Genomic DNA, 25,718 nt, shown 5'->3' with positions numbered 1-25,718 from the left:
CAAATATAAGTGAGTTATTTAATATTTTATAAATATTAAAGTTTCTAAATAAGTAAGTAAATTATATTACTTATTTTCATTTAATAACGCATATTCAACTAATGTTGCAACTAATGCACCTTGTGGTTCACCTTGAACATCTGCAGTACCAGCAACATCACAGTGAATGAAATCAATATCTTTAGTGAATTCTTTTAAGAACATTGCTGCTTGTGATGAATCTGGTCTAACTTTTGAACTTCAGTTAGCTAAGTCAGCAACTTTTGAACCCTTGTTACCTTTATTATAATCTTCGTGTAAAGGCATTCTTCAAACTTTTTCGTTTGCTTCTTTAGAAGCTGCTAAAAAGTCATCTCATTTTGAATCATTTGTTGATCAGATTCCTGTGAAAGTATTTCCTAATGCAGTTAACATTGAACCTGTTAATGTTGCAACATCAATGATTGTTGTTGGTTTTAATTTGTCAGCTGCATAGAAAATTCCATCAGCTAAAACTAATCTTCCTTCAGCATCTGTGTCAACTACTTCAACTCATTTACCTGACATAGATTGGTAAACATTTTCCGGTAATGAAGCATCATTGTTAATTCTGTTATCTGTAATACACATAACAGCAGAAACATTAACATTGGTTTTTAATTGAGCTAAAGCTTTAACTGCATAAGCTGCAATTACTGAACCTGACATATCATATTTCATACCTTCCATATGATATCCTTTTGTATTAACTCCACCTGTGTCAAATGTGATACCTTTCCCAACTATAGAAATGTGTTCTTTTGATTTTTTGTTACCTTTATAAGATACAACTACAACTCTTGGTTCATGAACACTTCCTTTATTAACAGACAATAAAAGACCCATATTTAATTGTTCAATTTCTTTTTTAGTTAAAACTGTTAATTCAAGACCTTCAATACCTGAAAAATCATTTGTAATCTCACTAGCTAACATTTCTGAGTTTAAGAAGTTTTCTGGTTTAATTTGAAGATTTCTAACATCATTAATTGCTTTTGCAACTACTTCAATTTTCTTAACTAATTTTGTTGAAACATTTTCGTTTCTCGCATACACATAGATGTTTTTGAATTTTTCTTTATCTTCTTCAATAGATTTTTTGAATAATTTAACCTGTCCAAATAATAATTTTGAATAAATAATTCTAAATGTTTTTAGCATATCATTATTTAAAACAAATGATTCGACATCAACTTGATAATCTCTATTAACTGATGTTGCTAAATTCTCAAATAAAGCTGCTAATTCATCAAATGATTGATGTTTTTTATCAATGTAAATGTATGAAACATTTTCGCTTAAGTTATCTGTAATTTTTCCGTTTTTAGTAGCTACATAAGAAGGAAAATCTTTATTTTCATAAGCTGCTTTTAAAACTAAAACATCTTTTTTAAGTTCTTTAATTACTTTAATCATTTTTTTATTTCTCCTTACTTTGATTATCTTTTAAATATAAGTTAATTACTGTTGAAGCTGATTGCCTGTAAGCTTTTTTAAGTGGTCCAGCTCCTAATTTTGTTCCACCAAAATATCTAACAACTGCAACTAAAACATTTTGCGCTTTTGTTAGTCTGATTAATTCAAACATAGGCTTACCAGCTGTTCCACTAGGTTCTTTATCATCTGAAAATCCACCTGTTTCAGCACCATTTGAATTTAATAAATAAGCATAACAAATATGTCTTGCATCTTTATATTGTTCTTTAAGATCCTTTAGAATTTGGTTAACTTCTTCTTTTGAAGAAACTGGATATAAATAACCAATAAATTCTGATTTTTTGATAATTAACTCGTTCTTATACATAAATTAAATTAATTATAATTTAATTTAATAAACTAACTAAAATTAATTGCTAAATTAAAACCTAACTACTAGAGTTAGGTAAAAAAATTATTTGTTAGCTTTTTCAACTGCTTGAACAAAATCTTGATTTGATGAATCACTTACATTTTGTAATGCAGCTAAAACTTCTTTTTTATTTTTTCTATCTAAATCAGGAATAATAACTTCTAAATGTAATCTTAAATCACCTTCCATACCTCTGAAGTGAACTCCTTTTTTAGGAACCTTAATCACTTTTGAGTTTGTATAGCTTTTCTTCATTTTAATTTTTACATTTCCTCAAGGAGTTGGGACGTCAACTGTGTTTTCTAAGATAATATCAATGAATGAAACTGGAAAGTCCATTTCAATATCCATGCCATCTCTTTCATAATATTTATGAGGTAGCACGTTAACTGTAATGTATAAGTCTCCTGGTGTTCCACCGTTTTTACCTAAACCACCATATCCAGCAACTTTTAATCTTGTTCCTGAAACTGTCCCTTCCTCTATTTTAATAGAAACAGTTTTTTGGATAGCTGAGTAACCTTCGACACGACACTTCTTACATTTTGAAACAACAACCTTACCTTTTCCATGACATGTTTCACAAACAACCTGCTGAACTTGTTGACCAAAGAAACTATTAACAACTCTTCTTTTGTGTCCTACTCCATTACATGAACTACATGTTTGTAAATCATTTGGATTTTCTGCTCCAGTCCCTGTACAGAACATACACATTTCTCATTTATCTAATTTTTCTTTAATTGTTTTTCCTTTAAGAGCATCCATAAATGAAATGTTTATATTAGTTCTATAATCATCCCCTCTTTGTTGGTATGAACCTTGAGAACTTCTTTGTCTTCTTCCTCCAAATCCACCGAAAATGTTCTCAAAAATATCTTGGAAATCTTCAGAAAAGCCTTGTGCACCACCGAATCCACCACCATAGTAGTTTCCACCCCCTGGGTTTGCTCCTGCTCTTCCATTAGCGGCATCGTGTCCGTATTGGTCATAAACTTTTCTTTTCTCAGAGTCTGAAAGAATTGAATAAGCTTCATTTAATTCTTTCATTTTTTCATCAGAAGTTCCATCTTTCAATTTATCTGGATGATATTTTTTAGCTAAACTTCTGTAAGCTGTTTTAATTTCTTGTTCAGTAGCTGTTTTTGAAACACCTAAAATTTCATAATAATCTCTTTTACTCATAGTTTTATTATTTTAGCATAAAACTCAGTTATTTGCTAATATTTAAATGATTAATTATTTGCTTCTTATATTCAATAAAAATAAACTTGTTGATTTCACTGTTTACATCATTGACATAGGCGTAAAAGTCGTGAAATGAATATCATATAGCTTGTAAAACTGAAACATCAAGTCTTTGGGTAATATCGTGATTTTGACAAATAAAACCTAAATTAAAATCAAAAGAAATAAAGTCCTTAATTCTTCCACATCTTTTGCAAGAATTAAATGATAAATCAATACCAAAGTATAGTAATGAGTGTGCATAAAAGTATGTTGAAACTTTAGCTCAAGGTGCATTATTGAAACTATCAAAATGTCTATTGTATTCAGCAAATAAATGATTTCTAGTTCTTATATTTTGGAATAAAAAGTTCAAACTATTAAATAGCTTAATATTATTTAAATTAGTAACATCAAGTAATTTTATTGTGCTTGATTTTTTTAATCTTCCATACTTATTTTGTGTTCTTGAAGCAAAATATTCAATTTCAACAATTGAACCAACTATTAAGTTACTTCTATTTTTTGAATGTGCATTATTTAGACCTCTAGCAACTAAATCTAATCTCCCAAAAGCAGTAAAAAAACTGACAATATGCTCATTGTCTGATATTTCGTGTAAGTTTAAAACTATTGCGTTTTTGATTGTTTCAGCCATAATTTCACCACTTATTAGAGTGTATAAATATTATATATTTATAAAAATAAATTAGGGTAAAATATATATACTTTATCAAAACACGGAGGTTTTGGATGGATACATTGCAAATTAAACAAATGTTCATTGATTCAATTTCTAAAGTTCCAGGCGTAAGATTCTTACACGAACCAACTTTGGATATCAATTGTGAACCTGACACAATTGTCAGATTAAATCCTGAAGAATATTTTGAAAACATTGAGGTTTTATTAACTGAAAATTCACGTGTTGAAATTAAAGCAGCAATTACTGTTTTTGATGGGACACCAATTAAATTCATCATTTCACAAATTTACAAAATTATGGAAATGAAATTAAAATCTAAAAAATTTAAATTCAATAAACTAATTATCATTGTCAAGGGAGTAACCAATGAGTAAAAGTAAGAAAGTAGATAAAAGAAATATCCTGAATGGTTCCGAGTTAGCTAAAGCTTTTTTATCAGGAGCTAAAGCATTAGTTAATGCAAAAAACAAAATCGATGCGTTAAATGTGTTTCCTGTTCCTGATGGAGATACTGGAACAAATATGTCTTCAACAATAGCGGCTGCTATACCTGATTTAGAAAAAGCTCAAAATGAACCAGTATATGCTATTACTAAAAAAGTTTCAACAAATATGATTTATGAAGCTAGAGGAAACTCTGGTGTTATCCTTTCACAAATTTTCAAAGGATTTGCTTTAGGTACAGATGGTAAAGTTGAATTAAATACTCAAGATTTAATCCAAGCTTTTGAGAAAGCAACTGAAATTGCTTACAAATCAGTTTTTAAACCTGTTGAGGGAACAATTCTTACAGTTATTAGAGAAACAACTGAAAATCTTAAAAAAGAATTCGAGGGTAAAGACATTCACTATTCAGTATTCTTCGAAGAAGTTGTTTCATTTGCACGGAAAAGTTGTGATGAAACACCTAACAAACTTAAGAACTTAAGAGAAGTTGGAGTTACTGATAGTGGTGGTGAAGGTCTTTACACAATTTTCTGAGGAATGAATGAAGCTCTTCACGATAGACCAGTTGAACTTAAAGATAATTCAGATGAAGTTACAAACTTTATTGGTGATAGCGAAGTTTATGAAGGAGAATTTGGTTACTGTACAGAAGTTCTTATCGATTTAACTGAACCTGCTAAATTCAAGAAAGCAAACTTTGTTGCAAAACTTGAAAAATTGGCTAACTCACTTGTTGTTGTTTCTGACGACAATATCCTTAAAGTTCACGGACACACAGTTAAACCTGGTGATATGTTAAACTTTGCTCAACAATATGGTGAATTTATCAAAATAAAATCAGAAAATATGACGCTTCAAGCTAACTATTCAAAAGCTAATGCCGAAAAACTTAAAGAGTCACAATTACAACATAGTGAAGAAAGTAGAACACCTTGTGGAATTATCTCATGCAATTTAGGTTCAGGTATAGTCGCAAGAATGAAAGATTTAGGTTGTGACTTTGTTGTCGAAAGTGGACAAACACAAAACCCATCAGCTCAAGACTTGATAAATGCAGTTAATAATGTAAATTCAGATTCAGTATTTATTCTTACAAACAATTCAAACATCATACTTGTTGCACAACAAGTAGCGCAAGTTACCCAAGACAAAAACGTTATTATTATTCCTACAAAAACACAAATCCAAGGAATAACAGCTATGCTTAATTTCAACCACGAATCTTCAGTTGAAGAGAATGTTGAAATGATGAATGACGCAATTGCTAATGTAACTACTGGTGAAATTACAAAAGCAATTAGAAACACAAAATTAAATGGTGTTCAAATTAAAGATGGTGATTATTTATCTATCATCAATGGAAAAATCACTGCAAGTTCATCAAAACTTTTAGATGCTGCTAAAAAAATAGTTAAAAAAGCAATTACAGAAGACAAAGAATTAGTCACAATTTACTATGGCGATGAAAGCTCACTTGATGAAGCTGAAGAAATTCTTAACTTCATTGAATCAAACTATGATATTGAAGTTGAAATTATTGAAGGTAATCAACCTACATATCAATTCATCATTGGAGTTGAATAATGAAAGACTATAAATTCAAAATTGCTTTTGACATAAATGGAAATGATAATGGTCCAAGTGCAGCAGTTGAAGCTGCTAGCAAATTTGCTCTTCAATTCCCTGATACACAAATTCAATTAATTGGTGACATTTCAAATATTGATAAAACAAAACTTCCTGAAAATATCTTACTTATTAAAAACAAAAATGTTCCTAGCGAACCTAAGAACATTAGAAAATCAATGAACGAAGATACATCAATGAATCTTGCAATTAGTAAAGTTATAAACAATGAAGCTAATGCAGTTTTATCAAGTGGAGATAGTGGAGTTTATATATCAACATTAACACTTAAATTAAAAAGATTACAAAACATTTCTAGGCCGGCATTTATGCCAGTTGCTACATCTATTTTAGGTAACAAATTGCTATTTTTAGATGTAGGTGCTAATTTAGAAACAAAAGCACAATATTTAGTTGAATGAGCTATGCTTGCTTCATTATTCTATAAAACAATGTTTAAAGTAGCAAAACCTAGAGTTTCACTTATTAACATTGGAACTGAAGATTACAAAGGTCCTACATCAACTAAACAAGCTCACGAATATTTGAAAACATTAAATGATATTAACTATGTTGGATTTGTTGAATCAAGAGAATTATTTAATGGAAACATTGATGTAGCTGTTGTAGATGGTTATGCAGGTAACACAATGCTTAAAAGTTATGAAGGAGCAATTGGTGCATTTTCAAAAGCACTTAAAGGTCAAATATTAACTAAATTAAAATACAAAATTGGTTATTTACTTTTAAAAGGTGCATTTAAAAATGTTGGTAAATCACTTGACTACCGTTCAGTTGGTTCTGCTTGAGTACTTGGTGTTAATGGACTAGCAATTAAAGCTCACGGTTCATCTGATGCAAAAGCTTACTACAATGCATTATTATCAATTCAAGAAGCTCTTGAAAATAACTTATTAGAAAAATTGCAAACATTATCAGATTCAATTAAAGTTGATAATTTAGAAAGTGAAGAATAATATGGTTAATTCACTTAAAAGCTTTTTTGAAATAAATAATATTCAACCAATTAGAACAGACTATTATCTATTAGCAATTACACATTCATCTTTTAATAGAGATAAAGATGACAATTATGAAAGACTTGAATTTTTAGGAGACTCACTTCTACAATTTGTTAGTTCAAACTACATATTCAGAAAGTATCCTGAATTATCACAAGGTCATGCAACCAGATTAAGATCAACTGCAGTTAGAACGGAGGCGCTTGCTAAAATATCTAACGAATTAGGTCTTTTAAAAATCTTAAGAACTGGACCTGGAAAAATGCGTGAATCAGTGATTAATTCACCAAAAGTTCAAGCAGACGTATTCGAAGCAATGATAGCGGCTATATTTTTAGATCAAGGATTTGAAAAAGCTTCACAATTCATAATCAAACATATATCCCCTATCATTGACTCGGTACACAATGACGAAAATAAAGATCCTAAAGGACAACTACAAGAATACTTTCAAAGTATGACAAAGGAAAGTATCACATATCAAACTGATCAACTCAGTGATAAACGTTTTTTAGCGAAAGCTAAACACGATGGTGTTATTTATGGTGAAGGTGTTGGTTTAAGCAAAAAAGAGGCTGAAACTAATGCTGCTATTGATGCACTACAAAAGCTTAAAGATAAAATTGAGGTGCAATAATGAAATTAGTAAAAATCGAAGCACATGGTTTTAAATCATTTGCTGAACCTGTAATCTTACGTTTTGATGGAGGTGTTGCTGGTATTATCGGGCCAAACGGTTCTGGTAAAAGTAACATCAACGATGCTATTAAATGAGTTTTAGGAGAACAAAGTTCTAAAGAACTTCGTGGAGACTCAATGCAAGACGTTATCTTTGCCGGTTCTAAAACAGCTAAACCAATGGACTTTGCAAGAGTTACATTAACTTTTGATAACAAAAACTCAAATAACTCAATTCCTGATGAAGTTGTAACAATCACACGTGAATTACAACGTGGCAAAGGTGTAAACAACTACTATATGAATGGGCAACCTTGCAGATACAAAGATATTAAAAGTATTGCAATGGAAACAGGTATTGGAAAAAGCTCATTAGCTATTATTTCTCAAGGGACTGTTTCAGACATCGCTGAAGCATCTGACGAAGATAGACGTGGAATTTTCGAAGAAGCTGCTGGAGTTTCTAAATTCAAATTCAAGAAAACTGAATCAGAAAGAATGCTTAAAAGTGCTGAAGATTCAATGAATCAACTTGAGCCTAGAATTTCAGAGCTTGAAAAACAACTTGGACCATTAAGAAAACAAGCTGAAAAAGCTTTAATCTACAGAGATAAAGCAGAAGCTCTTAAAAAAGTTGAAATCCCATTCTTAGCTAAAGGAATAAAAGAAAATAAAAGAATTTACGAAGAATTAGACGAAGAACTTCGTGGTGTAGACGAAACAATGCAAAAATACAAAGAAGAAATTGCTAGTTTACAAATCGAAATTAAAAACGCAAAAGTTGAAAAAGAAAAAGCAAGACAACAAGTTGATGAACTTGAAGGAACATACAATGGTATGGCTTCAAGATTAAACTCATTAAACTCAACAATTGATCAACAATTTGCAAAAATTAACTTAATCACAAGTGGACAAGTAACAGTTGATAATGATGAAGCTATCAAATCATATGCAAGTGCAATTAAAAGACTTGAAGCTGAATTACTTTACAACACACATACTTATGGTGAACTTAAAGCTCAATTTGAAGAAACTAGAAAACAAATTGAAGAAGATACAAACTTAGTAAACAATTTAAGAATCGCTAACCAAAACCACAGAGACAACTTAATTTCTGCAAAAACGACTTTACAATCTTTATACAGAACTAAAGAATCTAAATTAAACCTTTTCAAAGGTCCTAAAACAATTATGGAAAACAAAATGTCTTTCAAAGGTGTTAAAGGACTTGTTAGAGATTTAATTAAAGTTAAACCAGAATACATCACAGCTATTGAAACTGTTTTAACTCACGCTGCACAACACATTGTTGTTGATATTCCAAACACAGCTGTTAAAGCAGTTGAATTCCTTAAACAAAACAATGGTGGTAGAGCAACATTTATTCCTCTTACATCTATCCAAGAAAAATTTGTTCGTGATGACTATTTATTAGCAGTTACAGGACACCCTGGATTTGTTGCTCTTGCTTCAGATTTAGTTGATGCAGATCCACAATATTCAGTTTTAGTTAAATTCTTATTAGGGAACGTTGTAGTAGTTGATGATATTAAATCAGCTAATGCAATTTCAAACCTTCTTGAGAAAAAATATATGATTGTAACTCTTGATGGTGACATCATCCGTGTTGGAGGGGTTATTGTTGGGGGAACTGCTCAAGAAAGTGATAACGTCTTAGGTATTGATGAAAAAATTGCTAACCTTGAAAACAAAATCGCTGGTATTGAACCAATGATCAAGAAAAATGAACAACAAATCGAACAATTATCATTTAGACGTAACCAATTAATTCAAAAGAGCAGAAGTACTGAATTAGAAATTCACAACTTAGAAAACTCAATCAAACAAAAACGTGAAGAAGTTACAAACTTAAAAGGAAAAGTTGACGCTTCTTCATTATCACTTGATGATTTTGAAAACTCTGAAACAGTTATTGAAAGAAACAAATTACAAGCAAAACTTATCGTTGTTAAAAATGAGCTTGCTGTTGCTAAAAACTTATATCAATCTTGAGATGAAGCATTATCACTTTACAACACTAAATTATCAGATGCTCAAGATTCTCAAAATGCCTTAAACAAAGGTTACAGCAGCAAAATGATTAACAAATCTGAATCATTCAAGATTTTCACTGAATATACAAACAGATTAGCTAACGTTTACCATATGACAGTTGAATACGCTGATCAAAACTTTGTTTTAGAAATTTCTTATGAAAAAGCAAAAGAATTTGTTGAAGAATTAAGACAACAAATTGCTGAACTTGGAAATGTTAACTTAGAATCTATCGAACAACTTGAAGAAGTTGAAAACAGATATGACACATTAGTAGCTAACAGAGATGAATTAGTTCAAACAAGAGACACTTTATACCAAGCTATTGCTGAACTTGACAAAATCATTGTTACAAGACTTACAAATGTTGTTCACGATGTTAATCAAGAATTCAACAACGTATTCAAATCTATGTTCGGTGGAGGAGCTGCTGAAGTTAGATTCGTTGAACCTAATAATATTTTAGAATCAGGAATCAGCATCTTTGCTCAACCTCCTGGAAAAAGTGTTAAAAACCTTAAATTATTCTCAGGGGGAGAAAAAGCGCTTATTGCTATCTCATTATTATTCGCCATCTTAAGAGCTAGACCTCTTCCATTATGTATTCTTGATGAGGTTGAAGCTGCGCTTGATGAAGCTAACGTTGTTAGATATGCAGAATACTTACAAGAACTTAAGAAACAAACTCAATTCATTGTTATCACACACAGAACAGGAACAATGCAAAGAGTTGACTCATTATTTGCTGCAACAATGCAAACACGTGGAATTACAAGTTTCTTCAGTATTCACTTAAAAGATGTTGAAAAATACATTACTGAAGAAGCTAACTAATTCAATTTGATAGTTGACTATCACAAGAAATTGTGGTAGTTTTTTGTTTATCTAAATTTGTAAAAAATAAGCAAAATAACGAAATTTTGCACTTTTATGAACCCTATTTTTTTTTTTTTTTTTGCTTTTAGGACTTGCTGACTATGGTTTCCGTGAAACGCGAAACTTGACATATTACTTTAAAAGTTGTATTATTTAATTATGAAACAAAAAAGATTAATAAAAAGTTTAAAAAATTTATTTATATTATCAAGCGCACCTTTAACTGCTCTTGTTGCAACCAGCGCAGGTTGTGCAGCAGCACCAAGCTATACAAAAAATCCATTAGCAAAGGTTAATGTTACATATAATGTTGTTAATAGTTATGTAAAACCATCTGTTATAAACACAGAAAATCTCAGTCAATATGTAACTATTAATCCATCAACAGATGAGCTTGTAATTTATAAAACTATTTCAGTTTCACAAACTGACGATGATAAAGGAACATTAAAAATCACTGTTTTACTTGAATCAAAAGAAGATAGTAAACTTACATATTCAAAAGAAATTTTAATTAAAGGTTTTCTTAAAAATATTAAAGCTCAGCCACTTAATCCAAGATATCAACAATTCTTTAACGAGATTGTTGATTCAGCTGAAAACTCAGTTCCAACTGTGTTTATGTCTAGAAATGCAGCTCAATATTTCAACTCTGCATTTATGTTAATGTTAGGTGAATTAAACTACAAAAATAGAAATCAAGATTCACTTAATGATGTGCTATTTTTAATAGACAATTCAGTTTATGATAAAGGAAACACAGGAACTCAAAGATTTAATTTTGACTATTTATTCCAAAAATATGGAGACGTTTTACAAACACCAGGTCAATACAACATTGGTAATGGTAAATTAATGGTTGCATCACAATTAAAAGATATGAATCCATCATTAAACGATGATGCTAACGAAAAATACAATGTATTTCCGAAAACATTAAAAGAATTATTAGCTTACCTAAAACCATATACAGATGCAGGTGTAAATAAATTTGACTTCTACATTCCGGACATTTCATTCCCATCGTTACCAGCAGAAGTTAGAAATTATGTTCTAGAACACGCTAATAAAATAGTGCTTTTATCAGATGGAAATGCACAACCTTATAAATTTGTTGAGGCTTCATATCAAAGTTGAGCTAACAGAACTTCAAGAAATCTTTCAAAAGATGAAATCGCAGCTTCATTTGAAGAAATGCAAAGAACTCAAAAACAAAAAATTGACTATAGATACTACTTCCAATTAACAGACAAAGTTAAACTGTACAACTTTGATGGTTCATACATTGAATATTTCAACAAGCAACTTAGAGCTTTAGACAAGGCTAATTTATCATTATCAATTAAAGATTATCCAACTGATTATTCACAAATTTTCAAAAATAATAAATTAGAAATGGAAAAAGCAATTACTGAATATGAAAAACTAAATAGATTAGAGGTTCGTAATGCTCTTGACTTTGTAATTCATGGAAAAGAACATTATGATTCATCTAAGAAGAACTTAGTATTTATGGGTTCATCATTATTTAGAAAATACGAAACAAAAGTTGAAACTGATCCATTATATGGAAAATGAAGAATTAAAGAACTTACTGAAAATAGAGAAGAAATTATAAGTTTCATTAATGCTATAAAAATTAAATATCCTGAATCTGAATACAACTATATGTATAAAATGCACCCAGTTTATTCAAAAGATGAATCAATCGAGTACATTAGAACATTATTTGGAGATAACAATAAAGCAATTATTCTTGACTCTTCAGTTTCTTGAGAAAACATTATCGCAGTTGATCACTCTAAAGCTGATTCAGGTAAGTCAGTATTCTTCAACGAGACATTTAACAACGATTCTAAAACACATATCTTCGGAATTCAAGCTTCATCAACCGTTCTATTATCAACACTTGCATTTGTTAGATCAGCTTACAACTTATCATTAGAGCAAGCTAAAGCATTTGTCGATCCTGAAGATTTTGCAATTCCTACTACATTCCACATTATTAGAAGAGATCAAGTTAAACCAAAAAATGGTTTCTATGACACAAACATTAAAGAACTTGATCAAGTTTACAAATACTTCATTCCATCTAAAACATTCTTCGAATTATCAGAATTCAAATCAATACCTGATTTTGTAGCTAAATGAACTAAAATCAAAGAAGGTAAATAATACTTATTTCACTTGCACATAGACACTTTAGTAATTACTAAGGTGTTTTTTTATATAAAAAAGAACAGCTATTTAAGCTATTCTGATTTGTGTTAATCAAGTTCAATTTTACCTGTGTAAAGTTGATGATAGATACCTTGTAATTTGATAAGCTCATCATGAGAACCAACTTCTTTAATTTGTCCTTGATCCATTACAACGATTTTATCTACATCTCTAATTGTACTTAAACGGTGTGCTATAACAAATGAAGTTTTATTTTTCATAAGTTCATACATACCCTCTTGGATTTCTCTTTCAGTTTCTGTATCAATTGTTGAAGTAGCTTCATCAAGCACTAATATCATCGGATCTAACATACTTGTTCTGGCAATTGAAAGAAGTTGTTTTTGACCTTGTGAAAGTGATTCTCCTGCATTTTCTAAGACAGTATTAAACCCATCTTCAGTTTGTTTAATGAATCTAGTTGCATTAGCAATTTTTGCAGCTTCTTTAATATCTTTAAGTGCTGCATCAGGAGCACCATAAGCAATGTTGTCAGCTATTGATTTAGTAAATAATGAAGTTTCTTGAAGAACATATCCAAGTGATTTACGTAATGAAGATTTTTTAATTAGTCTAATATCAATTCCATCAAGTTTAATCGAACCTTCAAATACATCATAAAATCTATTAATTAAGTTTGTAATTGTAGTTTTTCCAGCACCAGTCGCTCCCACAAATGCAACTCTTTCACCCGGTTTAATATGTAAATCAAAATCTTTGATAATAGGTTTTCCTTCAACATAACCTGCATAAACGTGATTGAAATCAAACTTACCATCAATTCTTTTAATTAAGCATCCCATTGAACCCATTGGTATTTTGAAGTAGTATCTTGATGGTTCGTTTAAGAATTTTTCTTTATCATAAGAATTAAATCAAATAATGCTTGATTTAGATAAATCTGAATGATTAATAATTTCGATTGAACCTTTATCAACTTCTGATAAATTATCCATTGCATCAAACACACGTCTTGCACCTGCTGCAGCCATTGCAAGTGTATTGAACTCTTGAACAATTTGAGAAATTGGTAATGAGAAGTTTCTTGCATATTGTAAGAACGCAACAATAACTCCTGCACTGATTGTGACATCTAATGAACCAACTTTACCACCGTTAAGGTAAATGAGTCCAGAAATAATAGCAATAATTGCATAGTTGATATTTCCAATATTCATAAATACAGGGAATAAAACAGTTACATAAGCTTTTGATTTGTAGTCAGCTTCATAGAACTCTTTATTTCTCTTTTGCATATCTTCAAATGAAGCTTCTTGATGATTAAAGACTTTAATAACCTTAACACCATTAATCATCTCATTTATAAATCCGTTGATAATGCCTAGACGTTTTTGTCTTAATGCAAAGAATTTGCTTGATTTCCTTGCATAAACAGATGATAAGAACATAGTTGTTCCTACAAGTGCAAATACTATTAATGATAAAAATCAGTTGTAGTAAAGCATAAACACTGTTGTCACAATAAGTGTTGCTAAGCTTGAAAATATTGTTGGTACAGTTTGCATTATGAATTGCTTAAGCACATCAACATCATTAACAAACAATGACATTAAGTCACCTTTAAGTTTCTTGTCAAAGTAGCTTATTGGTAATGTTTGCATTTTTTCATATAAGCTATCACGTAAGTTTTTAATAGTTGTATGTGTTAAGAATACTGCTAATCTCGTTGCTATAAATTCAAAAAGCACACCTGATAAAAATAAACTAACTAAGATAATGATTGAAAGGTTGAATCCATTTCAATCAAATTCAGTGAAACCTGATTGAAAAAATGGAACTAAGAATTTATTGAATAGCACTAACCCCAAGTAAGATTGACCCAAAACATTTACTACTGATGAAATAACGAAACCGAAAATAATGAGCATAAAATATCATTTATTTGTAGCTCAGATAAGTGCAATAACTCTTTTAAGAGCACCTTTAGTAGCTTCTGAGCTTTTTATAGTTTTTCTTTTATTCATCACTACCTCTATTTTGTGTTTCGTATAAATGTCTGTAGTATTCGTTTGATTTTAAAAGTTCTTCGTGCTTACCAATTCCTGAAATTTCACCATCATTAATAATTACAATCTTATTTGCGTGCTGAATTGATGAAATTCTTTGTGCAATAATGATTTTAGTTACATCTCCTAATTCATATTTAAGTGAGTGTTGGATTTTCTTATCGGTATTATTATCAACTGCACTAGTTGAGTCATCCAGGATAAGAATTTTTGATTTTTTAAGTATAGATCTTGCTATTGAAAGACGTTGTTTTTGCCCACCTGAAAAGTTGTTTCCCGATTCTTCTACTCAAGTGCTCAAGCCATCTTTAGCAAAAACAAAGTCATAAGCCGATGCTTTTTTAAGTGCTTCAATTATTTCTTCGTCAGTTGCTTCTTCATTTCCTCAACGCATATTTTCAGCAACTGTCCCTGTGAATAAAACATTCTTTTGAAGCACTATAGAAACTTGATTTCTAAGTGCTTCAAGATTGTAATCTTTAACATTAACTCCACCAACTAAGACTTCTCCATTAGTTACATCATATAACCTTGGTATAAGTGAAATAAGTGAAGATTTACCAGCTCCTGTTTTTCCTAAAATACCAACAGTTTCACCTGGTTCGATTGTTAAATTAATATTATTTAAGTTATTTAATTCAGCGTGTTCTTTATATTTTAAAAACACATTTCTAAATTCAATTTTTCCACTAGCAACTTCTGTCAACCCATCTTCTTTTTGAACTAAAATTGGTTTTTCTTCAATAAGTTCTCTAATTCTTTTAGCTGATGCTTTAGCAGAAGTTACATTAATAACACCTACAGAGAATAAAATGAAGTTAACTAAAACTTGGAACATGTAACCAATGAAAGAAGTTAATGTACCAAAATCCATTGTTGCATTTTGCTTATTCACAACAATATCTTTTGTAGCAACTGCAATAAATGAAACTAAACAAACATAAATAAGTAAACCAAATAAAGCTCTGTTTGAGTTAATTCATTTTTCAGTCATTATAGAAATTTTTCTAACTAATGCTGATGAGTTCTTAATATCAAGCAATTCATCTTGTTCTTTAACGAATGATTTAATTGTTCTAATTGCGTTTAAGTTCTCACCAATTTTTGTGTTTAAGCCATCATAAGCTTTAAGCATTAAATGATATCTTCTATAAACCATAAACATTACAAAACCAATAAATATAGCTAACACAACCATAATAGCAAGCAAAATTGACGCTAATATAGGTGCTATTGTAAATGCAATAGAAATAGCAACCAAAATCATAATTGGTGCCCTAAGCATCATTCTAATGATGTTTAAATAAGCATTTTGAATAGAAACAATATCAGTTGTTAGTCTTGTTATAAGTGTACCATTTGAGTAGTTATCTAAGTTCTTAAATGATAATCTCATTAAATTTTTATAAGCATATGCTCTAGCATTATAACCTAGTCCTGCAGCTGCTTTGGATGCGAAAATTCCACTAAGTGCACCAAAAGCAAGCGATGCCAAAGCAAGCGCAATAATAACAAGTGAATATTTTAAAATACCATTTCACGCTTCGTTTTGTAATGCTGCAAATGCTAACTTTTGAATTCCATTATCCATTAATTTCTTAACAGCTAATGGAATAAGCACTTGTGCAACAACTTCTAAAATAGCAAATAATATAGAAAGCAATGAAGCAGTTCTATAGTTTTTTGTCAATTCAAAGAAACTAAAATGTGTAGGAACATAATTTTTAGTTTGTGCCCTTTGCATTATTACTCCTTTCTTTTAAATTGCAAATTAACTTAAATAATCAATTATGCTTCTAGCAGCTACTGCACCATCTGATGCTGCTGTAACTATTTGACGAACTTTTGTTTGTCTGATATCACCTGCTGCATAAATTCCTGGAACATTTGTTTCCATTTTATCGTTAGTAACAATAAAACCTTTTTCATCTAGTATTCTTAAATCCTGAGCAAATCACGCAGACGATTCAAATCCTATGTAAGGGAAAAATGATGAAACTTTAAGTTCTGTTTGCTCACCATTTTTATTTTCAATAACAACTCCTTCAAGTTGTCTATCACCCAGTAACTGAACTATTTGTGAATTTTTAAACACTTTAATATTTGGTAGCTTCAATAATTCTTCAACTAAAACTTTATCAGCTTTGAAGGTTTCATCTCTGATAACTAAATTAACTTCACTAGCAATTCTAGATAAGTAAATTGATTCTTCAACGGCTGAATTTCCATCACCTAGGACTACCGATGGATTTTTACCAAATAATGGAGCATCACAAACAACACAGTAACTAATTCCAAAGTGTTCAAATCTATCATATTCAGGTATGAAGGTTGGTCTTCTATTTATCATTCCAGTTGCAATTAAAACTGATTTAGCTTTCACAACTGAACTATCTGATAAAACAATTTCTTTATCATATTTACCTAAGTTATTAATTTTTGTAACTGTACCATAAAGATATTTAGCTCCATATTCTTTAGCATGGTCAAAGAATTCTTGAGCTAATTTTCAACCTTCAATTTCAGATGTACCTAATCAGTTTTCAACTTTTGCAGTTGATGATAATTTACCACCAGGAGCACCCTTTTCGATAAATGCAACATTCAAGTTTGCTCTTGACGCATATAAAGCTGCATTTAAGCCAGCAGGTCCTCCACCAATAATCACAAGATCATAAATTTCGTTCATAGCTTCTCTCCTTAAAAACTAATTATTTAGTTTTAAATTTTATAACTTTTTAAATCAGTGTTAAATATTAGTACATTTTATCAAAAAATACAAATTTGCTAGTTATATAGGTTAAAAAGTAAGTTTTTGCTAATTAAGCAAAATAAATTTTAGTTTGATTAACCATCAAAATTTGCAAAATAAAAATATATCCAATTGCTTGGATATATCTAAATTAAGCTACAGGTCTTTTAGTTCATAATTTACTAAATAAGTAGCTAAAACTTGTGATGTTTACGTGATTTAAGTAAGCTTCTTTATTTTTGTGTTCAAATACAAATTTGTATTTTTCTAATTTTCTTACATATAAATTTCCTCTTAAGAATTCAAAGTAGATAAGTGCTAATCCACCACCGATGATGAATAAGATCGCAACTACTGAATAAAGGTTATATGATTCTTCACGTAAAGGTTCCATCGCAGCACGAGTTATACCATATCAAATTAAGTATAAAGCTCCACCTGACCCTGGTCTTAATAATCCAAAGTAGTTAACAACTCAACAAATTAAAATATAACCAATTAAGTTTGCTAATCCTTCGTATAAGAATAATGGATATCTGTAGGCACCTTCAAGACCCATACTTGCAGTTAATGAGTCAGAAATGTACATATTTGAAGCAAATGATTTTCCGAACACTAATACTGATGCACCAGTTCAGTCTATTTTTCCATAAACCTCGTGGTTAGCATAGTTTCCAAAACGTCCAACAAATTGTCCTACTAAAACTGCTGGAAGAATGTATCCAAATGCTTTTTTCAGATCAACATCTTTTCTCTTTGTGTATAAGTAAACTATATCAAGGAAAGCGGCTAGAATAACTCCTCCTTGAATACTTAATCCCCCTTGTCAAATTGCGTATCAATGCGAGTTAGGGAATGGATTATCAGGTTGATAAATAAGTCTTTCAATAATGAACCCTAAACGAGCTCCAAAGATACCAGCAGGAACTGTGATTAAAATTATCACAAATAAGATATCTATATTTCAGCCTTCTTTATATCAGAAGAAGAAAACAGTAAGAATTGATAGGATAAAACCTAACATAATCATAAATGAGTAAAGGTGCATTTGAAAGGAACCAATACTAAATAAGATTGTTGAAGTACCCTCTGCTATTGGAGAATCAGGTACTCAAGCAGGATATGCTGAATTATTCATTTTCTAATAGTGTCCTTTCATAAATTTCATCTAATACATTCATACCATCATTTCTAGCTAAGTAAGTATTAACAGCAGCTCTAATTAATGAAGCAGCTGAACCTCCTTCTTTGATTGGTATTTGCATTTTCTTAATTGAACGTCCAAAAATTGGATATTCTAAATAATCAACACCTAATCTATCGAATTCACTGTTACCATCTTGTTTAACAAGTTCTATAACAAGATCGATGATTGATGACTTGGCCACAGTTGATACTCCATAAAGTTTTTTAATATCAACTAAACCAATACCTCTGATTTCAAGAAAATTACGTGTAATTTCTGGTGATGATCCGATAAAAATGTTTCCGTTATCTTTAATCAACACAGCATCATCGCTAATTAAAACTGCACCTTGCTGAATTAGTTGTAAAGCAGCTTCAGATTTACCAACTCCACTAGCTCCAGTAATAAGCACACCTGTTCCTCCAATAAGAACTAATGTTCCGTGAACTTGTGTAACTTCTCCAAAGTAGTTATTTAAATATGAACCGATGTTTGTTGATATGTATGATGTACTCATATTAACAAGTGCAACTGGAACTTTATATTTGTTCGCTATATCTACAACTCAGTTAATCGCAGGTTTATTAAACCCTTTAGACAAAATAACAAGTGGAGGTTGCTGTGAAATAACACACTCTATAGCTTGGTAAGCTTTAGTTTTACCTATTTCAAAAAATCAAGATGATTCAGCAGTTCCTCAAGCAATAACGTTTTTGTTAATTCTGTCATTTAAATAATTAGCTGCTAATTCTAGCCCTACACGTTTGATTGCAGGTTGATAAATGTCATTATAAACCAATTCTTGATTTTCACCATTTATGATTTTTAAATCATAGAAATCAATGATTTTCTTGACATTAATTTTTTTACGTTCTTTATTCATTAAGTATTTTCCTTGAAATTTAAATTTTGTAATTTAATTTTATTAAATTAATTAAGTTTTTGATTACAAAATTTTCTTAAGAAATTGACCTGTGTAACTTCTTGGATTTACAGCGACTTGTTCAGGTGTCCCTTGAGTAACAATTTGTCCTCCGTGAACTCCTCCATCAGGTCCTAAATCGATAATGTGATCGGAAGATTTGATTACATCTAAGTTGTGTTCGATGACAATAACTGAGTCACCGTTTTCAACAATTCTATTAAGAATATGAATTAATTTCTTAACATCGTGAGTATGTAATCCTGTTGTTGGTTCATCAAGGACATAAACTGTTTTACCTGTTGGTTTCTTTTGCAAGTAAGTTGCTAACTTAACACGTTGTGCTTCTCCACCACTTAAAGTTGTTGACATTTGTCCAAGCTTAATATAACCTAAACCTACGTCCTGTAGGATTTGAAGTTTGTCAATAATCTTATTTCTGTGCTCAAAAAATACAATAGCTTCATCAACACTCATATCTAAAACTTGAGAAATATTTTTGTTGTGGTACTTTATTTCAAGTGTTTCTTTATTGTATCTTTGACCATCACATTGATCACAAGGCACATAAACATCAGGCAAAAAGTGCATTTCAATTTTTATGAAACCATCTCCTGAACATTTTTCACATCTACCACCAGGTACATTGAAACTGAATCTACTTTTTGTATATCCTCTAATTCTTGATTCTTCAATGTTTTCGTAAATTTCTCTAATATCATCAAACACACCTGTGTAAGTAGCAGGGTTTGATCTTGGGGTTTTTCCAATTGGTGACTGAGAAACTGCGATAACTTTATCAATGTTGTTTAAGCCTGAAATAGTTTTAAATTTAGCTTTCTTGTGGTTTAAACCTTCGCTAAGTCCAAGTGAATGTTGAATTCCTCTAACTAAAATTTCATTAACTAATGTACTTTTTCCTGATCCTGAAACTCCAGTCACTGCAACTAATTTACCTAGAGGAATAGTTACATCAATATTTTTAAGGTTATTTTCTCTGGCTCCATAAATAGTAACTTGTTTACCATTGCCACCTCTACGTGTTGCTGGAACTTCGATTTTTCATTCACCAGATAAATATTTAGCTGTAATTGAATTTTTTGATTTTACTATTTCATCTAAAGTACCTTGAGCAACTACTGTTCCACCATTTAATCCAGCTTCTGGTCCTATATCAACAATATAGTCAGATGCAAACATTGTGTCTTCGTCGTGTTCAACAACAATTAATGTGTTTCCAATATCAACCATTTTTCTAAGTGCATCAATAAGTTTTAAGTTGTCCTTTTGATGTAAACCAATTGATGGTTCATCTAAAACATATAAAACACCTGTTAAATTTGAACCAATTTGAGTAGCTAATCTAATACGTTGAGCTTCTCCACCACTTAAACTTTCAGCACTACGGTTAAGGGTTAAATAGTCAAGACCTACATTTTTAAGGAAGCTTAATCTGTCGATTAATTCCTTTGTAATTAATGATGAAATTTGTTTGTCATTATCATTTAATGTATCAATTAATTTATTAACCGCTTCAAGTGAATCTTCGATTGATAAAGCAATAAAATCATAAATATTTTTATTATCTAATTTAACTGCTAATGCATATTCATTTAATCTTGAACCCTTACATACTGAGCAAGTGAATGAACCCATATATTTTTTAAGGTAATCTCTTCTTCTATCTGAAGTAGTTTCATAATACATTTTTTCAATCTTAGTTAAGATACCATCAATTTCTTTTTCTCTTCTGATGATGTTATTTGATGAAGTAACTAATGTGTAAGCGATAGGTTCGTGTGAACCATATTTAATTATTTCAAGCTCCTTTTCTCATAAATCTTCAATAGGTGTGTTTTTATTTATATTGTAGTAATTTAAAAGTTGATCAAATTCTTGTCATTCAAGGTTTTGAGTATTGACTGTATTTTGGAAATATTCAATACCACCTTCGTTAATTGATCTTCAAGGTTCAGGAACAATTGAATCAAAGTCAGCTTTAAACTCAAGACCTAAACCTTTACAGTTATCACACATTCCATATGGAGCATTGAATGAGAATAATCTTGTTTCAATTTTTGGCATATTGAAATCTTTGTAGATGCAAGAGTATGTTTTTGAGAAGATAAATGTTTTATCTAAGTCAACATTTTCAACCTTAATTAATCCATCTGCATATTCAGTCGCAATTTCTAAAGCTTGTGAAATTCTATTGTAATTTTCTTCAGTTAATCTAACACGATCAATTACTAATTCTATAGTGTGTTTGTTGTTTTTGTTCAAATCAATAGGTTCATCAAGCATCATATACATACCGTTAACTTTAACTCTCAAGAAACCTTCTTTTTTAAGCTTTTCAAAAAGATTTTGGTGTGTTCCTTTTTCTCCATCAACTAATGGGGCTAAAATAACAAGTCTTGAATTGGGTTCTTGTTCATAAATTGAATTTAAAATGTCTTTAGTTGTCTGAGTTGAAATTTCAATATTATGTGTAGGACAATATGGTTTACCAATTCTTGCGAAAAGTAATCTGAAATAATCATAAATTTCAGTTACTGTCCCAACAGTAGATCTAGGGTTATTATGAACAGTTTTTTGTTCAATCGAAATTGATGGACTTAGTCCTTCAATTTTGTCAACATCTGGTTTTTTGGTTCCTCCTAAAAACATTCTTGCATAAGATGAAAGAGAATCGACATATCTTCTCCTTCCTTCTTCATAGATTGTGTTAAACGCAAGTGAACTTTTACCACTACCACTAAGACCTGTAAATACAATTAACTTATTTTTAGGTAAAGTTAAATCAATATTCTTAAGGTTATTTTCTCTAGCTCCTTGAATAATTAATAAATTTTCTTTACTCATTTAATACTCCTTTCTATTGTTTTTCTTGTAATTCTAATAATATATTTCTAAGCTCAATAGCTCTTTCATAATCAAGCTCTTTTGCAGCTTGATTCATTTGATTTCTAATATCGTCAATAATTTCTTGCTTAGCTTTCTTATCGATTTTGTCCCCTGATTTAGTTTTGTTTTGTTTAGCTAAAATAGCTTCAACAGCATTTATAATATCGTGACCGTGAATTGGCTCACTTATAGGTTTTATAATTGTTCTAGGTACAATTCCGTGTTTTTCATTGTAAGCAAGCTGAATACGTCTTTTTTCTTCATTATCATCCATACAAATTTTCATAGCTTCGGTTATTCTATCAGCATAGAAAACTGCTTTACCATTTGCGTTACGAGCTGCACGACCTGTAATCTGAATTAAACTTCTTGCATTACGCATAAAACCAGCTACATCAGCATCTAAAACAAGTACCCTAGAAACTTCAGGTATATCGATACCTTCACGTAAAAGGTTAATTCCTACAATAACTTCATAAATGCCTTTTCTAAGCTTTCTAATAATTTCATTTCTTACAAAAGTGTTATGTTCTGAGTGAATGTAAGCAGCTTTAATTCCGTGCTCAATTAAGTAAGTTGATAACTCTTCAGCACTTCTTTTTGTGACTGTTAAAATGATTGTTTTTTCACCAGTTTCTCTTTGTTTTATTATAGTGTCATAGATGTCTTCAATTTGATTTTCCTTTGGTTTAATAATAATTTCAGGATCAACTAACCCTGTTGGACGAACATAAAGTTTTGAAATATTACTTGGTTCAGTTTTTTCAAGTTCATAATCACCCGGTGTTGCTGAAATGTAAATTCTAGGAAACTTAAATTCAGTTTCTCATTCATTAAACATTAAAGGTCTGTTATCAAAGGCAGATGGTAATCTAAAACCAAAATCAACAAGCTTTTCTTTTCTTGATCTATCCCCTTTATACATTGCTCCTAATTGTGGAATAAACATATGTGACTCATCAATTAACATTAATGAGTCTTCAGGGAAGTAATCTAAAATTGTGTATGGTCTTTGACCAAAAGTTCTACCATCAAGGTACATTGAGTAATTTTCTATACCTTTGCAAGTACCAAATTCTTTCATATCGTCAATATCATTTTTAACTCTTTGAGATAATCTAGCAGATTCAAGTATTTTCTGTTCTTTAACAAACTTTGCAATTGATTGCGCTAATTCTTCTTCAATTTTTGGAATTATCTTATCAAAAACAGTTTTATCTGTAGCATACTCATCTCCAGGTGAAAGTACATAGATATTATGTTTTTTAGAGACTTCTTTTGTAAGTGGATCTATTGTTGCAATATCTTCAATTTCATCTCCAAAGAATGAAATCCTAATTGCATGATTTTCTGAATCAGCAGGTCTAACAATTACCGTGTCACCTTTAACTGTGAAATCTCCAGGAGATTGGTCTATATCATTTCTATCATATTTAATTTTGATAAGTTGTGTGATAAAGTTATTCAACCCAATTTCTTGACCTTTGTAAAATCTAAAGAATGAATCTTTATAAACTTCAGGAGAAAGTGCTCCATAAATAGCTGAAACACTGGCCACAACAATTACATCTTTACGTGTAATTAATGAATTAATTGCACTCATTCTTAAGATTTCAATTTGCTCATTAGTTTTAGAATCCTTTTCAATATAAACATCAGTACTTGGCTCATAAGCTTCAGGTCTGAAATAGTCAAAGTAACTAATGTAATATTCAACTGCATTATTAGGAAAAAATGACTTTAGCTCACTATATAACTGACTTGCTAAAGTCTTATTATGAGACAAAATAATAGTAGGTCTGTTAACCTCTTTAATAACATTAGCAATAGTAAAAGTTTTTCCTGAACCTGTTACTCCTAAAAGAACTTGGTCAGTAATTCCTTTTTTAACACCCTCTGCTAATTCTTTAATTGCTTTAGGTTGATCACCTTGTGGTTTATAGTCTGCTTTTAAATCGAATATACTCATGATTAATATATTATATATGTTAATTTTTAGCATAATATTCTTTTAAAAATGACTAAAAAGTCTATTTTTTAGACTTAAAATATCATAAATCTTTATAATTAAATTTATTAACTAACAGGAGCGATATGAAAAAGAAAATTAATAAGAAAACCTTAATATGAATAATTTGAGCATCATTTTTAATGATCTGTGGGTTAGGTGTGACTATAGCAAGAATCGTTATTACTGTGCAAAATTCAAATAGACACTACGAAATACCTAAAAGAGAAGTCAAAATTAATTTTTTATACAAAAATGAAATTGTTTACTCCTATATGCATTCAATAGATGCTAATGAATATATTCAATTTTTTGAAGTAGATGATGAGAATTTACCTGAAGAATATAAGACAGGTGAATATGAATATAACAAAAGCACTTATGCTCTAGATGATACAGAAACTATAAATATAACTATCACCAAAAAACGCGCTCCTGTTACTATGATCCCATACACATTTGAATTTGTAAGCGATAATGATGAAGTGATTTCAACAAATACAACTAACTTGCCTGATTACTATTACTACTATGACGTAGCTAAATTAGTTCCGGAAGGTTACAAAATGACTACTGAATCAACAAGAATTGATATCAACAAATCACAAACAACCTACAAAATAACTGTTATTCCATCAAATTAGTTAAACGCACTCAAATAATATATAATTAATATGATATATTGTTAAAATATAACGAGGATAAAAAGGAAACATCAGTTATTATGAACAAACAACAAAGCAATTTATCTAAACCTATTTTAGCTTTATCAATTGTAAACCTTTTATTATGCATAGTTTTTGCAGTTGTTATTTTCTTATTCTCTGTAGCAGTTGCTGGTGTATCTGCAACAATAACTGTTTCAGGTGATGGAACTTATGAAAAAGACTATTCTGATGTTGCAGCATTCATGGTATCATACATTATAGTTTTTGGTATTCTTGGATTTATATCTTTTGCAACAGGACTTACAGGATTTATTCTCGTAATCATAGGAGCGATAAGAGTTTCATCACAAAATACAACTGTAATGGTGCTTTACATAATTTCTATTTTCTTAGGACCATTATTCTCAATGATTGGCGCAATAATTGCTTTAAAGAATAAAATAGTTTAGATGAATTAATAATTGAATAGCTAAAAAATAGCTATTCTTTTTTTAATCAAATTTTGCAAATAAAAAAATATCCCA

General features: G+C 30.2%; 19 protein-coding genes. 8 read left to right on the top strand and 11 right to left on the bottom strand.

Going from position 1 to position 25,718, the window contains the following annotated elements; translation table 4 throughout:
* Nucleotides 1-66 precede the first annotated feature (66 nt).
* From VBM89_RS00150 to recO, 4 genes are all read right to left on the bottom strand, one after another.
* A complete protein-coding gene (locus VBM89_RS00150) occupies nucleotides 67-1,434 on the bottom strand; it encodes a leucyl aminopeptidase family protein (protein WP_323188339.1) in 1,368 nt (455 codons plus the stop codon).
* Between the two features lie 4 nt (nucleotides 1,435-1,438).
* Entirely contained in the window at nucleotides 1,439-1,822 is a 384-nt protein-coding gene (locus VBM89_RS00145; RefSeq protein WP_323188338.1) for a YigZ family protein, read from the bottom strand.
* An 87-nt stretch (nucleotides 1,823-1,909) separates the two neighbouring features.
* Nucleotides 1,910-3,052, bottom strand: coding sequence for a DnaJ C-terminal domain-containing protein (locus VBM89_RS00140; protein WP_323188337.1), 1,143 nt, complete (start codon nucleotides 3,050-3,052; stop codon nucleotides 1,910-1,912).
* A 28-nt stretch (nucleotides 3,053-3,080) separates the two neighbouring features.
* A complete protein-coding gene (recO, locus tag VBM89_RS00135) occupies nucleotides 3,081-3,752 on the bottom strand; it encodes a DNA repair protein RecO (RefSeq protein WP_323188336.1) in 672 nt (223 codons plus the stop codon).
* A gap of 95 nt (nucleotides 3,753-3,847) precedes the next feature.
* Between recO and VBM89_RS00130 the strand changes: the two genes are divergently transcribed.
* The 6 genes from VBM89_RS00130 (at nucleotide 3,848) to VBM89_RS00105 (ending at nucleotide 12,679) form a co-directional block, all read left to right on the top strand.
* Nucleotides 3,848-4,174: a hypothetical protein gene (locus tag VBM89_RS00130; protein ID WP_323188335.1), complete on the top strand. Its 327-nt coding sequence runs from the start codon at nucleotides 3,848-3,850 to the stop codon at nucleotides 4,172-4,174.
* Nucleotides 4,167-5,831, top strand: coding sequence for a DAK2 domain-containing protein (locus VBM89_RS00125; protein WP_323188334.1), 1,665 nt, complete (start codon nucleotides 4,167-4,169; stop codon nucleotides 5,829-5,831). Before VBM89_RS00130 ends, VBM89_RS00125 begins: the two co-directional genes overlap by 8 nt.
* Nucleotides 5,831-6,850 carry a phosphate acyltransferase PlsX gene (plsX, locus tag VBM89_RS00120; protein ID WP_323188333.1) on the top strand — a complete coding sequence of 340 codons (1,020 nt, stop codon included), beginning with the start codon at nucleotides 5,831-5,833 and terminating at the stop codon, nucleotides 6,848-6,850. Before VBM89_RS00125 ends, plsX begins: the two co-directional genes overlap by 1 nt.
* A 1-nt stretch (nucleotide 6,851) precedes the next feature.
* Entirely contained in the window at nucleotides 6,852-7,532 is a 681-nt protein-coding gene (rnc, locus tag VBM89_RS00115; protein ID WP_323177751.1) for a ribonuclease III, read from the top strand.
* Nucleotides 7,532-10,462, top strand: coding sequence for an AAA family ATPase (locus tag VBM89_RS00110; RefSeq protein ID WP_323176707.1), 2,931 nt, complete (start codon nucleotides 7,532-7,534; stop codon nucleotides 10,460-10,462). Before rnc ends, VBM89_RS00110 begins: the two co-directional genes overlap by 1 nt.
* A 201-nt stretch (nucleotides 10,463-10,663) precedes the next feature.
* A complete protein-coding gene (locus tag VBM89_RS00105; RefSeq protein WP_323188332.1) occupies nucleotides 10,664-12,679 on the top strand; it encodes a lipoprotein 17-related variable surface protein in 2,016 nt (671 codons plus the stop codon).
* Between the two features lie 92 nt (nucleotides 12,680-12,771).
* On the opposite strand, the gene VBM89_RS00100 is transcribed toward VBM89_RS00105, so the two are convergent.
* From VBM89_RS00100 to uvrB, 7 genes are all read right to left on the bottom strand, one after another.
* Nucleotides 12,772-14,709, bottom strand: coding sequence for an ABC transporter ATP-binding protein (locus VBM89_RS00100; protein ID WP_323188331.1), 1,938 nt, complete (start codon nucleotides 14,707-14,709; stop codon nucleotides 12,772-12,774).
* Nucleotides 14,702-16,495, bottom strand: a complete 1,794-nt coding sequence (locus VBM89_RS00095; RefSeq protein ID WP_323188330.1) for an ABC transporter ATP-binding protein — start codon at nucleotides 16,493-16,495, stop codon at nucleotides 14,702-14,704. The genes VBM89_RS00100 and VBM89_RS00095 overlap by 8 nt, the downstream gene beginning before the upstream one ends.
* 27 nt (nucleotides 16,496-16,522) lie before the next feature.
* Nucleotides 16,523-17,440 carry an NAD(P)/FAD-dependent oxidoreductase gene (locus VBM89_RS00090; RefSeq protein ID WP_323188329.1) on the bottom strand — a complete coding sequence of 306 codons (918 nt, stop codon included), beginning with the start codon at nucleotides 17,438-17,440 and terminating at the stop codon, nucleotides 16,523-16,525.
* A 214-nt stretch (nucleotides 17,441-17,654) separates the two neighbouring features.
* Complete coding sequence (gene lgt, locus VBM89_RS00085) at nucleotides 17,655-18,641, bottom strand: prolipoprotein diacylglyceryl transferase (RefSeq protein ID WP_323188328.1); 987 nt, start codon at nucleotides 18,639-18,641, stop codon at nucleotides 17,655-17,657.
* Nucleotides 18,634-19,572, bottom strand: a complete 939-nt coding sequence (hprK, locus tag VBM89_RS00080; RefSeq protein ID WP_323176713.1) for an HPr(Ser) kinase/phosphatase — start codon at nucleotides 19,570-19,572, stop codon at nucleotides 18,634-18,636. Before hprK ends, lgt begins: the two co-directional genes overlap by 8 nt.
* A gap of 63 nt (nucleotides 19,573-19,635) precedes the next feature.
* Nucleotides 19,636-22,476, bottom strand: a complete 2,841-nt coding sequence (uvrA, locus tag VBM89_RS00075) for an excinuclease ABC subunit UvrA (protein WP_323188327.1) — start codon at nucleotides 22,474-22,476, stop codon at nucleotides 19,636-19,638.
* A gap of 13 nt (nucleotides 22,477-22,489) precedes the next feature.
* The gene (gene uvrB / locus VBM89_RS00070; RefSeq protein ID WP_323188326.1) at nucleotides 22,490-24,487 is read right to left on the bottom strand and encodes an excinuclease ABC subunit UvrB; all 1,998 of its coding nucleotides are present in this window, start codon (nucleotides 24,485-24,487) and stop codon (nucleotides 22,490-22,492) included.
* A 125-nt stretch (nucleotides 24,488-24,612) separates the two neighbouring features.
* On the opposite strand from uvrB, the gene VBM89_RS00065 reads away from it, so the two are divergent.
* The gene (locus tag VBM89_RS00065; protein ID WP_323188325.1) at nucleotides 24,613-25,170 is read left to right on the top strand and encodes a hypothetical protein; all 558 of its coding nucleotides are present in this window, start codon (nucleotides 24,613-24,615) and stop codon (nucleotides 25,168-25,170) included.
* Between the two features lie 80 nt (nucleotides 25,171-25,250).
* Nucleotides 25,251-25,643 carry a hypothetical protein gene (locus VBM89_RS00060; protein ID WP_323188324.1) on the top strand — a complete coding sequence of 131 codons (393 nt, stop codon included), beginning with the start codon at nucleotides 25,251-25,253 and terminating at the stop codon, nucleotides 25,641-25,643.
* Nucleotides 25,644-25,718: the final 75 nt, after the last annotated feature.

It is taken from the genome of Mycoplasma sp. 1199, assembly GCF_034863365.1.
Classification (GTDB): domain Bacteria; phylum Bacillota_I; class Bacilli_A; order Mycoplasmatales; family Metamycoplasmataceae; genus Mycoplasmopsis.
The sequence above is the reverse complement of the archived record's forward strand: the minus strand, read 5'-3'. Positions and strand labels throughout refer to the sequence as shown.